The sequence below is a fragment of the Mycobacterium sp. UM_WGJ genome (assembly GCF_000455125.1).
Classification (GTDB): Bacteria; Actinomycetota; Actinomycetes; order Mycobacteriales; family Mycobacteriaceae; genus Mycobacterium.
In genome coordinates, this window is the sequence record NZ_AUWR01000059.1 from 1 (window position 1) to 13,315 (window position 13,315).

A 13,315-nucleotide genomic window follows, 5' to 3' on the forward strand; every position below is an offset into this window, starting at 1 on the left:
GCCGGTCGCAAGCCCGGCAGTGTGCGGGCATTGCAGCTGGTGTGGCCAGATGAGCGTGGCCATCGGCCGTGGTGCCCCGAATTCGACAACGGCGGTGTCCGGCAGCCGGTGCTGGGGGTGCACCCCGATTTGGCCGCATAGCGCGGGTCGCTCCCTACTATCGACGGATGGATGTCACCGTCGTCGGTAGTGGACCCAACGGCCTGGCCGCCGCCGTCATCTGTGCCCGCGCGGGCCTGTCGGTTCAGGTTCTGGAAGCCCAACCCACCTTCGGCGGCGGTGCTCGCACGGCCGCCGATCCAGAATTCAGTGACGTCGCCCATGACATCTGCTCAGCGGTTCACCCGCTCGGCCTGGCGTCGCCGTTCTTCACCGAGTTCGACCTCGCGGCCCGCGGCGTACAGCTGACCTCTCCCGAGATCTCCTACGGCAATCCGCTGGATGACCGGCCCGCGGCGATCGCCTACCGCGACCTTGAGCGGACCTGCGCGGAGCTCGAGCACGGCGCGTCCTGGCGCCGGCTGCTGGGTCCGCTGGTCGCCGACAGCCGGTCGGTCGTGGAATTTCTGCTGGGCGACAAGCGGTCGGTGCCGTCCGGGATCGCGACGGTCGCCCGACTGGGGTTGAGGATGGCCGCGCAGGCCAGCCCGGCCTGGAACGCGACGCTGCCCGGCGAGGACGCCCGCGCCCTCTACACCGGGGTGGCCGCGCACACGATCTCGCGACTGCCGTCGGTGACCTCGGCCGGCGCGGGCATGATGCTGGCAACGCTTGGTCACACGGTCGGCTGGCCCATCCCGGTCGGCGGCAGCCAGGCCATCACCGACGCGCTGATCGCCGACCTGACCGCCCACGGCGGCCGGCTCTCCACCGATCAGCCGGTGAGAAAGCCGCCGGGCGGCGCCGTGCTGTTCGACACCGCGCCGACCGAACTGCTGAAGGTCTACGGCGACGCCCTGCCCGCCCGCTACGCCAAGGCGCTGCGCCGTTACCGTTTCGGCTCTGCGGCCGCCAAGGTCGATTTCGTGCTCTCCGATGAGGTGCCGTGGAGCGACTCGCGCCTGGCGCAGGCGCCCACGCTGCATCTCGGGGGTGACCGCAAACAGATGGCCCGCGCCGAGGCGGAGGTCGCCGCCGGCCGGCACGCGCAGCAGCCGATGATCCTGGCGGCGCTACCTCATCTGGTAGATCCCTCTCGCATCGACGCTGCTGGACGCCGCCCGATGTGGACTTATGCCCACGTTCCGGCCGGATCGACCGTCGACCAAGCCGAGACCGTCACCGCCGGCATCGAGCGATTCGCCCCCGGCTTCCGCGACATCGTGGTGGCGGTGCGATCCGTGCCCGCGGCCCAGCTGGCTAACCACAACGCCAACTACGTCGGAGGCGACATCTCCGCCGGAGGCAACAGTGCGTGGCGGGCTCTGTCGGGGCCAACGCCACGGATAAATCCTTGGGCCACAGCGATTCCCGGGGTGTATCTGTGCTCTGCAGCCACACCCCCAGGAGCCGGTGTGCACGGCATGGCCGGCTATTACGCCGCGCGCACCGTGCTGCGACGTGAATTCGGAATTGGCCGGCTGCCGAGCCTGGCGCCCTGACGGACCTCGTCCACATTCGGCGCCAGCGAAGGCGTCAGCTTTGCGGGAATCTATATTCCGCACATAAATTTCCCAGTTAACTAGAGACACATTGCCAGCTTTGGTGTAGCCTCAGCTAACTTGTGTTGGGCGTTACACAAACCCCTAATCGTGACACAGGCCACAATCTAGTTTAAGGAGAAACCGTGCCCACCATCCTTCGTCCGTTAGCCATGGCGGGCGCCGCGCTCATCGGCGCCAGCGCCATCGCCGCCACTCCCGTCATCGTCGCCCCGACGGACGTGCACATGCCAGCCATCGAACTCACCGCTGATGGCAGCGGTGTGTTCGGCGATGGTCTCGGCAGCATCGACTTCGCCGGCATCTTCGCCGGACTCGGCGACTGGCTGAACAGCATCGACTTTTCCGCGATCTTCAGCGACCTGTTCGCCAACCTCGACCTGTCCGGCATCTTCAACGATCTGTTCGCCAATATCGACCTGTCGGGGATCTTCAGCGGACTCACCGACTTCCTGGCTAACTTCGACCTCTCCGGCACCCTCAGCAGTTTCTTTGACAACTTCGACTTGTCAGCCATCTTCGGCGGCCTCGGCGACATCTTCGCCAACTTCGACCTCTCGAGGATCTTCAGCGGCCTGACCGACCTGCTGACCAACTTCGACCTGTCGGGGATCTTCAGCGACCTAACCGACCTGCTGACCAACTTCGACCTGTCGAACCTGTTCGACAGTTTCGACCTGTCGGCGCTGTTCGACAGCTTCGACCTGTCGGCCATCTTCGACGGCTTGGACCTGTCCGGCTGGCTCGACGGGTTGCTCGGCAGTCTGTAACTACCGCAAACGGCGAGTGGCCCCTTCCAGGGAAGGGGCCACTCGTCGTGGTAGGTCTTCTTCGCGATAACCGTTGCGGCCAACGGCTACCGCGTCGAAATCAGCGGCGACGGCTCAGGCGGTCTCGGTGATGGGCCGGTCCACCCAGCTCATCAGGTCGCGCAGCTTCTTGCCGGTGACCTCGATGGGATGCTCGGCGTTCTCCTTGCGCAGACCCTCAAGTTCCTTGTTGCCGCCTTCGACGTTGGCCACCAGGCGCTTGACGAAGGTGCCGTCCTGGATGTCGGAGAGGATGTCACGCATCCGCTGCTTGGTGTCGGCGTCGATCACCCGCGGACCGGACAGGTAGCCGCCGAACTCCGCGGTGTCGCTCACCGAGTAGTTCATCCGGGCGATGCCGCCCTCATACATCAGGTCGACGATCAACTTGAGCTCGTGCAGCACCTCGAAGTACGCCATCTCCGGGGCGTAACCCGCCTCGACCATCACCTCGAAGCCAGCCTTGACCAGTTCTTCGGTGCCACCGCACAACACGGCCTGCTCACCGAACAGGTCGGTCTCAGTCTCCTCTTTGAAGGTGGTCTTGATGACGCCGGCCCGGGTGCCGCCGATGCCCTTGGCATACGACAAGGCCAGCGCCTCACCCTCGCCATTGGGGTCCTGCGCGATGGCGATCAGCGAGGGCACGCCCTTGCCATCGACGAACTGCCGGCGCACCAGGTGACCCGGGCCCTTGGGCGCGACCATCCCGACGGTGATGTCGGCGGCCGGCTTGATCAGGCCGAAGTGGATGTTGAGGCCGTGACCGAAGAACAGCGCGTTACCTGCCACAAGGTTCGGCTCGATGTCGTTCGTGAAGATCTCGGCCTGGGCGGTGTCGGGCGCCAGCACCATGATCACGTCGGCCCACTTGGCGACCTCGGCGGGGGTGTCGACCTCGAGGCCCTGCTCGGCGACCTTGGCCCGTGACTTCGACCCTTCCTTGAGGCCCACCTTTACCTGCACTCCAGAGTCGCGCAGGCTCAGCGAATGCGCGTGCCCCTGGCTGCCGTAACCGATCACGCCGACCTTGCGGCCCTGGATGATCGACAGGTCAGCGTCGTCGTCGTAGAACATCTCAACTGCCACTTTGTGTCACTTCTTTCTATCTCTTCTAGGGGACTATTTGGTCGTGCCGATGCCGCGCGGACCGCGAGACAACGATACGAGACCCGATTGCACGATTTCGCGGATGCCATAGGGCTCCAGCACCCGCAGTAGCGCATCGAACTTGGCCGGGGTTCCGGTGGCCTCGATGATCAGCGACTCCGGAGAAACGTCGATCACCCGGGCGCGGAACAGGTTCACCGCCTCCACGATCTGTCCACGCGTGCCGGCGTCAGCACGGACTTTGATCAGTGCGATCTCGCGGGAGACGGAGTTGTCCTCCTCCTGCTCGACGATCTTGATGACGTTGATCAGCTTGTTGAGCTGCTTGGTGATCTGCTCCAGCGGGGTGTCCTCCACCGAAACCACGATCGTCATGCGCGACATGTTCTTGGTCTCGGTGGCGCCGACGGCCAGTGACTCGATGTTGAAGCCGCGCCGGGAGAACAGCGCCGCCACGCGCGCCAGCACACCGGGCTTGTCTTCGACCAGCACCGAGAGCGTGTGGGTCTTCCAACCTGTCGCCATCACGCGTGCCCCTCGTTGTTCTCGTCGTCGAACAGCGGCCGGATGCCACGTGCCGCCTGGATCTCGTCGTTGCTGGTGCCGGCGGCCACCATCGGCCACACCTGCGCGTCTGCGCCGACGATGAAGTCGATCACCACCGGCCGGTCGGTGACCGCCCGGGCCGCGTTGATCACCTCTTCGACGTCTTCTTCACGCTCGCAACGTAATCCGACACAGCCCAGGGCCTCGGCCAGCATCACGAAGTCGGGGATGCGGCGCGAGTGGGTGGCCAGGTCGGTCTGGCTGTAGCGCTCTCCGTAGAACAGCGTCTGCCATTGCCGCACCATGCCCAGGTTGCCGTTGTTGATCAACGCCACTTTGATCGGGATGCCCTCGATCGCGCAGGTGGCCAACTCCTGGTTGGTCATCTGGAAGCAGCCGTCGCCGTCGATCGCCCACACCTCGGCGTCCGGGCGGCCCATCTTGGCGCCCATGGCCGCCGGGATCGCAAAGCCCATGGTGCCCAATCCCCCGGAGTTCAGCCAGGTGCGCGGCTTCTCGTACTTCACGAACTGCGCGGCCCACATCTGGTGCTGGCCGACGCCGGCAACGTAGAGCGCGTCGGGCCCGGCGATGCGGCCCAGCGTCTCGATCACCAGCTCCGGCGACAGGCTGCCGTCGCTTTGCGGCCCATAGCTCAGCGGGTAGGTGGAACGCACCCCGTCGAGGTAGGTCCACCAGTCGGTCAGATCCAACGACAGCTTCTCGTGTCGAAGCGCCTCGAGCAGCTCGGTGATGACGGCCTTGACGTCACCGACGATCGGGACGTCGACGTGCCGGTTCTTGCCGATCTCGGCGGGATCGATGTCGGCGTGAATCACCTTGGCGTCCGGGGCGAACGAGTCCAGTTGGCCGGTGACCCGATCGTCGAATCGGGCACCCAGGGTGATCAGCAGATCCGAGCGCTGCAGCCCGGCCACCGCCGCCACCGTGCCGTGCATGCCGGGCATGCCCAGGTGCTGACGGTGACTGTCCGGGAACGCACCGCGGGCCATCAAGGTGGTGACCACCGGGATGCCGGTGAGCTCGGCCAGCTCGGCCAGTTCCCCGCAGGCCTCCCCACGGATCACGCCGCCACCGACATAGAGCACCGGCCGGCTGGCGGCCGCGATCAGTTTGGCGGCTTCGCGGACCTGCCGGTTGTGCGGCTTGGTGGTGGGCTTGTAGCCGGGCAGGTCCAACCGAGGCGGCCAGGCGAAGGTGCACTGGCCCTGCAGCACGTCCTTGGGGATATCAACGAGAACTGCGCCAGGTCGTCCGCTTGCCGCGATGTGGAAGGCCTCGGCCAACGCGCGCGGGATGTCGTCACCGTTGCGCACCAGGAAGTTGTGCTTGGTGATCGGCATGGTGATGCCGGAGATATCGGCCTCCTGGAAGGCGTCGGTGCCGATCAGTTGGCGGCCGACCTGGCCGGTGATCGCGACCACCGGGATGGAGTCCATCTGCGCGTCGGCCAGCGGAGTCACCAGGTTGGTGGCGCCGGGACCGGAGGTGGCCATGCAGACCCCGACCCGTCCGGTGGCGTGCGCGTAGCCGCTGGCCGCGTGCCCGGCGCCCTGCTCGTGGCGGACCAGCACGTGGCGCAGCTTCTTCGAGTCGAACAGCGGGTCGTAGACCGGCAGAACCGCGCCGCCGGGGATGCCGAAGATCACGTCAACGTCGAGTTCTTCCAGTGACCGGATCACCGATTGGGCACCGGTCATCTGCTCCGGCGGGACCCGCTTGGCGGGTGGTTTGGCCTTGTCTGAAGCTGCGTCCGAGGCCGAAGCCCCGTTGGCGGCTTGAGACGGTGCCGACCGCTCCGGCGGTCGCGTGGTGGGTGCGCTCACGGTTTCCTCTTCAATTCCTCTGGTGCTATAGAACTGGTGGCAACAAAAAACCCCCGCCAGCTCAGCTGCTGCACGAGGGTTGCGCGTCGGTGTTGGAAGTTCAGGCAACAACCAACGCGCAGTGGGCTACTACGAGCATGCCGTTGTCCATAGCAGACGACGGTAGCCGCTGGACCGAGCGTGCGTCAAATGAGCGAGCGCTCAGTTCAGGTGGTCGACCAGGGAACCCTGCTCGCCGAACAGCTCGGCCTCCCAGTGCTGCAGCAGCGCTGTGTTGTCTTGGTCGTCGGGATGGAATCCCGGGCGCATGTACTCGGCCAGCCGGCTGAAGACGGCGCGGGTCAAAAACGGCGATCGCCGCAGGGCCGCAAAGCTGCGGACGGTTCGCACCGGGTTGTAGGCAGCCCGGTCTGCGAAGAGCGAGATGATGGTGTTCGCCACGACGGCAAGGGGAAAGGTGAACCGGATCACCTTCATCACCTTGATCCGGCGGGCCTCATCGCCTCCGACCGACCGATAGACATCGAACGCCACCGAGCGGTGCTCGGATTCCTCGATGGCATGCCACAACAGCATGGACCGTACTTCGGTCGTGCCGAGCAGGGCCTGGGCCCGCTCGTCCGAGAGCAGGGTCTCAGCGAAGACAGCGGTGAAATGCTCGAGCGCGGCGGTGATCGCCAGGCAGGTCAGCGGGGAGAACCGTGCTTCGATGGCCTTCTGGCGGCGGTTCACCAGCCGGTCGATCCTGCGGGTCGGGTAACCCATCTCGTGCAGGCGCTCATTGAGCGCACGGTGCTCACGCCCGTGGGTGACCTCCTGGCCAATGAATCCCTTGACCTGGTCTTTGAGTTCGGGGTCGGTGATCTGGTCGGCGTAGCGACGCACCGAACGGATGAAGAAGTCCTCGCCCTCCGGGAACACCGCCGACAGGTGCGCGATCAAGTGGCTCATCACCAGGTCGCCCTGAACGAAGTGGCGGTCCAGGGCCGCCACCGGGTAGTTGAACCGGATGCGACGCGGCTGTACCGCCGGTTGGCGGTTCTCGTTGGCGGTCATGACTCTCTCTCGGGTTGTGGGTCTGCAATGCCGGTCGCCAGCGGCCGAACCAGCATTTTGAAAGTGTCGAGAATGTCGTTGGTGGCCACCGGTTCGTGACCGTCTATCGACCGCGACATCGCCAGGCCGTTCATCAGCACGAAAGCCATTTGCAGGCCGATGCGCGACCGTGGAGCGGCGACAGCGGCCGGGTCGGCCGGGCCGAGCAGTTGGTCGTAAACCCGCTCGCAGGCTTCCGCGAACTGCCGATCGGTTTCGATGACCGCCGGCGCCAGCTCCCGGTCGGTGCGCGCCGCCACCCACAGTTCGTGCGTTGCGGTGAAGGTCGGACCGGAATACATCGACCACAGCAGGTCGAAAGCCTCATCGAGCTTGTCGGCGGACGGATCAAGCCCGGCCATCAACACCTCGAACTCTTCGATGCGGCGATTCAGGGAGAACTCGATGGCGGCGGTCAGCAGCCCGACCTTCGTCGGGAAATGTCCCTGCAGCGCCCCGACCGAGACGCCGGCGCGGCGGGCGACCTCGGTGGTGGTGGTTCCCTTGAAACCGACTTCCACCAGCGCGTCGAGCGTCGCGTTGAGCAGCGCATGCCGGGTTTCGGCAGTGCGCTCCGCCTGGGTCCGGCGGGGCTTTGTCGGCGACACGCGACAATCATGCAATACATAAAATAAGTAGTCAATATTTATTTTTACCGGGCGCTGCGTACCACCGACCGGTCCGCCGACGCCGACGGTGACATCATGCGGGGGTGGCCTCTCCTTCCTCCGCTCCCGCGCCTCTGGTGATCCGCATCTCGCCGATGGCCCACTTCGCGGTCGGCTTTCTGGCCCTCGGCCTGCTGATCCCCGTGTTGACCTGGCCGGTCACCGCACCCCTGTTGGCGCTGCCGATCCTGCTCTCGGTGCTGATCGCTCGGTGGCGCACGGTGGCCGACGCTCAGCAGATCACCGTCCGGACCCTGACCGGCAGCCGCTCGATGGGTTGGGATGCCATCGACGGACTGGGATTCACCCGGGGATCGTGGGCACAGGCCCACCTGCGCGACGGCGAGATTGTGCGGTTGCCCGCCGTAAGTTTCGCCACCCTGCCGCTGCTCACCGAGGCCAGCGGCGGGCGGGTGCCCAACCCGTATCGCTGAGTAAGCAGGGCGCGGCGACGCGCCACTGCCGTGCTAACCCAGCGGGTTGGCTCCGTTGAGGAACACCCACATCGCGATACCACCGGCGATTCCGAGCACCAGGGCCGCGATCGATCCGATGAAGGGCCGCCGAGCCCAGCCGCGGTCGCCGTCGAGGCCGTACCGTCCGGGCCCGACCAGCACGATCGCCACCGCCACCACGATCAGCATGACGTGGTACTCGTGGCCGTCGGGCAGGAAGAGGTCAAACCGGCCCTGGTTATGCGACGCGACGCCGGTGAGCACGCCGTTGATGAAGTACGCCAGCGCGCCGGCGGCGGCCAGCGGGGTGAACAACCCGAGCACCAGCAGCAGGCCGGCGGCGATCTGCCCGCCCCCTGCCGCGTAGGTCAGGATGTCGGCGTGTTGGTAGCCGGCCGCGGCGATGGAGCTCTTGAAGTCGGCCAGCCCCTGACCGCCCCACCACCCGAACAACTGACGCAGCCCGTGGGCCACCAACAGCACACCGAGGCCCAACCGCAGAACCAGCAGACCGAGGTCCTGGGTGCCGCGCCGGTCCACCGCCCGGAACGGTTCATCGCCGTCGGTGTCGCCGCCGATGGCAACTCCGACGCGGCCGGGGTTGGCCTGCGGCTCGGCGTAGGGCAACGGGTGGTAGCCGGCGCCTACCGGGCGAACACCGGTGGGGTCGTAAGCCGGAATGGCCGCGGTCTCGAAATCACCGGTGTAAGTCGGTGATGGCATGTCGTCCTCCGGATCTACCAGACGTGCCGACTTCGGACGTCCTTTTCCTGCGTCGGCAGTCTCACCCGGCCGACGCCAGTGTGAGCCCTCACCATGACTGGTCACCCTGTCAGAGTAAGTGCAACCCCGGCGGGATTGGGGATTTGAACGGCTTCGTTAGCGAATCGAATCCGGCCCGGTGCAGCACTGCGGCGGGCGTCGTGGCGAAACCCAACCAGGTGTCCGTAACCTGACGGGCATGCGGATGCGCGGGGTGGTTCACCGGGTGCCTGTCGTACTGTGCGCGGCGCTCCTGGTTCTGACGGGCTGCGCACACTTCGATGACGCCCAGTCTCAGCCGTTCACCACCGTGCCGCGGCGCGGGATGGCGCCGCCCACGACTCCCCCGCCGCCGCCACCGCTGCCCGCCAACCCGTTCCCGAAACAGTGCCCGGCACCCGGCGTGATGCAGGGCTGCCTCGAGAGCACCAGCGGCCTGATCATGCATGGCGACAGCAAATCGGCCCTGGTCGCCGAACGGACCACCGGCGCGGTCAAGGAAGTCTCACTGTCCGCCGAGCCCAAGGTGAAAACCGTCATCGGCGTCGACCCGGCCGGTGACGGCGGCCTGATGGACATCGTGCTGTCACCGACCTACACGCAGGACCGGTTGATGTACGCCTACATCAGCACGCCCACCGACAACCGGGTGATCCGCATCGCCGACGGTGACGTCCCGAAGGACATCCTGACCGGAATCCCCAAGGGCGCGACGGGCAATACCGGCGCGCTGATCTTCACCAGTCCGACCACCCTGGTGGTGTTGACCGGCGATGCGGGCAATCCCGCCGCGGCCGCCGATCCCGGTTCGACGGCCGGCAAGGTGCTGCGCATCGAGCAACCCACCACCATCGGCCAAGCCGCGCCCACCACCGCACTGAGCGGGATGGGCGCCGGCGGCGGGTTGTGCATCGACCACGTCGACGGCTCGCTCTACGTCACCGACCGAACGCCGAGCGGCGACCGGTTGCAACGCATCACCAAGGATTCCCGGGTGTCGACCGTGTGGACGTGGCCGGATAAGCCCGGCGTCGCCGGTTGCGCCGCGATGGACGGCATCGTGCTGGTCAACCTGGTCAACACCAAGCAGACGGTGGCCGTGCGACTGGCCGCGGGCACCGGATCGGTCACCAGCGAACCCGAGGTCATGCGCCAGGACACCCACGGCCACGTCTGGGCGGTCAAGATGTCGCCCGACGGCAACGTCTGGGGCGCGACGGTGAATAAGACCGCCGGGGATGCCGAGAAGCTCGATGACGTGGTCTTCCCGCTGTTCCCGTCTGGCGGCGGGTTCCCGCGCGCCAACGACGACAAAGACTAGACGCGCGTCGGGCGCCCTCCGCGCCACCAACTAAGCGCCCGCGAGGCCCGCTTCTGTCAGCTTCGCGCTGCCGAGCCATCGGTTCATTCGCGGCCGCAAGGCTCCCAGACACCACTTTGGTCCACTCGCAGCCTCCGCTCTTCCGCTGGACGCAACTAAGTTTCTGAGAATTCTCTGTCAATCATTTTTCTCGGATCTAAATAACCCCAGTTCATGCAGGGCGTGCTTGAGGCGACCTTGGCATTTGTTAGCAGTCAGTTCATTTGCACATAAGCTACTTTCAGGTAGCCTTTCGTTGCCGTGGCAGCCGTCACGCTTACGTAACTAGGAGACCAATGCAACACTTTGCCCCCGCTCCGTGGGTCGCAGCAGGCGTCGCGCTCATCGGCGCCGGCGCCGTCGCCGTTACCCCGGTCACCGTTCCGCTGCCCGGTCTGAGCCCTTCCCACTCGGCCGCTGTGGCCCTGACCGCCGACTTCGACCTGTTTGGCGCTTGGCAGGACGTCTTCGCCACCGCCAAGGACAACGCCAGCACGCTGTGGGACCACATGTCCGCGGTGCCGGGCGTGGCCGCCCAGCAGCTGATCGCCGACCTCATGAATGGCACGTCCATCGACCCGCAGGCGGTCCTCGAGGCGATCGTGCAGCCCAACATGGCGACCGACCTGACGATGTCGCCGCTGCTGCTGAGCAACGACGCGCTGCAGGCGCTGGTCACGCTGGTGATGCCCCAGTACATGCCCGAGGACTTCCCGCTCACCACCGACGAGCTCACGCCGATTCTCTCCTTCCTGGCGTCACCGCTCAGCGGGGTGCTGATCGGCGCGCTCGGCCCCTCCATCAGCCCGCTGGTGGCACTGGGCAACAGCGTCAGCGAGATCAGCGCCGCTCTGTCCGGCGACGAGCCGGACTGGACCGCGGCGTTGCAGGGCGTGGCCAACATCCCGGCCAGCATGGTCGGCGGGCTCCTCAACGGGGCCACCCTCAACCTGGATGCGCTGCTGCCCAGCCTGACCGAGGCCGGCTTGCTGCCCGCAGACCTGGACGTCACCGCGCTCAGCTACACCTTCGGCGGGCTGCTGTCGCCCGGTGTCACCGGCACCGACGTCGAGGGCTTCATCAAGGAGATCTCTGACGGCAGCTCCCCCGGTATCGGCGGCTCGATCATCAACGGCCTGGGATTGACCACCGGTCTCATGGGCTTCCCGCTGGAGATTGAGGGCCAAGGCGTCGGACTGCTGGGCGCGTGGCAAAGCCTGCAGGAGATCATCGCCATGACGCTCGGCTGGGACGGCGTGGGCAGTCCGTTGAGCGACGGCGCCGACACGATGGCCTCGCTGGCGACCGACATCTTCGCCATGTCCGGGTAGAACCCTGCAATGCAGAAGTGGCCCCCTTCACCGCGAAGGGGGCCACTTCGACATTTCCGCGTCAGTGCAGTGGATGGGCAAGCAATAACTCGCAGTTGCGATCCGCCACGGCACCCAGGCGGGCATCTTTGCGATGCAGATCGTTGTAGGACAGCTCGCGATACAGGCTCGCCAGACCGGTGGGAGTGAGGTCGCTCGGATCTGCGGTGAACGGTGCCTGGGCCTCGACCAGCGGGGTGAACAGGCTCAGCGTGCCGTCGCGATTGTCGGTGACTTCGATGATCCTGGCCAGCTGCGGGTAGTCGATATGGCTGGCCGTGTTGATCTCCCAGAAGCTCTGCTTCGGGGTGGCCCCCTTGTGGGGAATCATCTCGTTGGTGTGAGTGTGCCCGTTGACCCACGCGATCACATTCGGCCGCTCCAACAGCGCCGCAACGAGCGCCGCACCGGTATACACCTTCTCCCCGGGATGATTCGGATCCGGCAGGCCGAAGTTCATCGTCCGCGAGGTGTGGTGGCTGAACAGAATCACCAGTTGGTCCGGATGCGCGTCGATCTCGCCGAGAACGAACATCAGCTGGCTTTCGTTGATCGAGCCGGTCGCCAAGCCGAAATCGTTGGTGGTGTTCATCGCGATACCGAGCACACCGGGCGCGACCTGGAAGGTGTACCAGGTGGGCCCGTCCGGATCGGTGAAACCATGCCCGACCGGACCGGGACCGGTGGCGGCGGGCTCGAAGTGCCGACGAACATACTGGCTCAACGTGAATGGCAACCGCCGCTGGTCCACTGTCGAGGGCAGGAAGGGGCCGCCGGACTTGAGCTGCAGCAGGATCGGGCCGAGCTGCGAGGGATCGGCGCACAGCGCCTTGGCGATGGCGATCGCCGAGGGATCGGTATGTGGCAGGTCGAATTTGATCGGCGAGGTGTACATCCAATCCAGCAGGCCGTTGGGGACGGTGCCGAGCAGCTGCTCGTCGTGGTTACCGACCACCGAGTACCAGGGCATCCGCAGACCCGGGCTGACGTGTGCGGAGATCGCGGCAGACAGAAAGCCGGGAATCTGCTGAAATCCCTTGCCCTTGTAGCTGTCCCAGTAGGGCGACTCGGCCAGCCAGTAATCCGACGAGCCGTGTACCTGGACCCCCTCATAGCGATTCAGGGCACCGGTGTTGGGGATGATCGAGCCCCCAGACATCACGGTCAGAAACCAGTCGAGTTCGATCAGCTCGCGGTTGTCGGTGTTGTCGCCTGTGCAGACCAAGCAATCGAATGGTCGCCCGGTGAACGGCCCGCCGGGAAGCGCGTTAAGTTGCTTCACCAGCGAGACCGCGCCCTGGGTGGTCAATGTCTCATGCGGCCGGTAGGCCGACGAGATGAACGGGTGGACGAACTCGAACCGGGCTGGACTCTGCGCGTCCGTGAGGTGCAGATCGGTGACCTGAACGAACGACGTCAACGCGGTGCGGGCCATCTCTCGCGCGGGGCCCGCGGTGGCCAGCTCCTGGCGGATGTACAACGGCCAACCGCTGCCGGCGACCAGCGGCCGGTATCCACCCGCTTGCGCCATGCCCGGAGTGCTGACCACGTCCAAGGTGGTGCCGGTTGGATTCGACGCCAGCAGCGCCGCCGGCTCGGCATGCGCCCAGCGAGAGGGCGTGTCTCATTGAC

12 protein-coding genes are annotated in these 13,315 nt (G+C 66.0%); 5 read left to right on the forward strand and 7 right to left on the reverse strand.

Annotation, left to right across the window (positions count from 1 at the left end; all coding sequences use genetic code 11):
• The first annotated feature begins 167 nt into the window (after positions 1-167).
• Positions 168-1,601 (forward strand): NAD(P)/FAD-dependent oxidoreductase, encoded by a 1,434-nt coding sequence (locus tag N416_RS0117375; protein WP_024443374.1) that lies wholly within the window; start codon positions 168-170, stop codon positions 1,599-1,601.
• Between the two features lie 185 nt (positions 1,602-1,786).
• Positions 1,787-2,431, forward strand: a complete 645-nt coding sequence (locus N416_RS0117380; protein WP_155943396.1) for a hypothetical protein — start codon at positions 1,787-1,789, stop codon at positions 2,429-2,431.
• A gap of 114 nt (positions 2,432-2,545) precedes the next feature.
• Here the strand turns inward: N416_RS0117380 and ilvC are convergent, their stop codons facing one another.
• The 5 genes from ilvC to N416_RS0117405 all read right to left on the reverse strand — a co-directional run bounded on the left by ilvC (position 2,546) and on the right by N416_RS0117405 (position 7,676).
• A complete protein-coding gene (ilvC, locus tag N416_RS0117385; protein WP_192830591.1) occupies positions 2,546-3,547 on the reverse strand; it encodes a ketol-acid reductoisomerase in 1,002 nt (333 codons plus the stop codon).
• A gap of 45 nt (positions 3,548-3,592) precedes the next feature.
• Complete coding sequence (gene ilvN, locus N416_RS0117390; protein WP_024443377.1) at positions 3,593-4,105, reverse strand: acetolactate synthase small subunit; 513 nt, start codon at positions 4,103-4,105, stop codon at positions 3,593-3,595.
• Positions 4,105-5,973, reverse strand: a complete 1,869-nt coding sequence (locus tag N416_RS0117395) for an acetolactate synthase large subunit (RefSeq protein WP_024443378.1) — start codon at positions 5,971-5,973, stop codon at positions 4,105-4,107. Before N416_RS0117395 ends, ilvN begins: the two co-directional genes overlap by 1 nt.
• A 201-nt stretch (positions 5,974-6,174) precedes the next feature.
• Positions 6,175-7,029 (reverse strand): metal-dependent hydrolase, encoded by an 855-nt coding sequence (locus N416_RS0117400; RefSeq protein WP_024443379.1) that lies wholly within the window; start codon positions 7,027-7,029, stop codon positions 6,175-6,177.
• Positions 7,026-7,676, reverse strand: coding sequence for a TetR/AcrR family transcriptional regulator (locus N416_RS0117405; RefSeq protein WP_024443380.1), 651 nt, complete (start codon positions 7,674-7,676; stop codon positions 7,026-7,028). Before N416_RS0117405 ends, N416_RS0117400 begins: the two co-directional genes overlap by 4 nt.
• Before the next feature lie 155 nt (positions 7,677-7,831).
• Here N416_RS0117405 and N416_RS0117410 point away from each other — a divergent pair, with 155 nt between their 5' ends.
• Positions 7,832-8,170, forward strand: coding sequence for a PH domain-containing protein (locus N416_RS0117410; protein ID WP_024443381.1), 339 nt, complete (start codon positions 7,832-7,834; stop codon positions 8,168-8,170).
• Between the two features lie 33 nt (positions 8,171-8,203).
• Here the strand turns inward: N416_RS0117410 and N416_RS0117415 are convergent, their stop codons facing one another.
• Complete coding sequence (locus N416_RS0117415) at positions 8,204-9,019, reverse strand: DoxX family membrane protein (protein ID WP_024443382.1); 816 nt, start codon at positions 9,017-9,019, stop codon at positions 8,204-8,206.
• 133 nt (positions 9,020-9,152) lie between these two features.
• On the opposite strand from N416_RS0117415, the gene N416_RS0117420 reads away from it, so the two are divergent.
• Positions 9,153-10,274, forward strand: a complete 1,122-nt coding sequence (locus N416_RS0117420) for a sorbosone dehydrogenase family protein (protein WP_024443383.1) — start codon at positions 9,153-9,155, stop codon at positions 10,272-10,274.
• A gap of 335 nt (positions 10,275-10,609) precedes the next feature.
• Entirely contained in the window at positions 10,610-11,644 is a 1,035-nt protein-coding gene (gene gjpA / locus N416_RS0117425; protein WP_024443384.1) for an outer membrane porin GjpA, read from the forward strand.
• 61 nt (positions 11,645-11,705) lie between these two features.
• Here gjpA and N416_RS0117430 read toward each other — a convergent pair whose 3' ends face one another.
• Positions 11,706-13,214 carry a TIGR03767 family metallophosphoesterase gene (locus N416_RS0117430; RefSeq protein ID WP_081654616.1) on the reverse strand — a complete coding sequence of 503 codons (1,509 nt, stop codon included), beginning with the start codon at positions 13,212-13,214 and terminating at the stop codon, positions 11,706-11,708.
• Between the last annotated feature and the right edge of the window lie 101 nt (positions 13,215-13,315).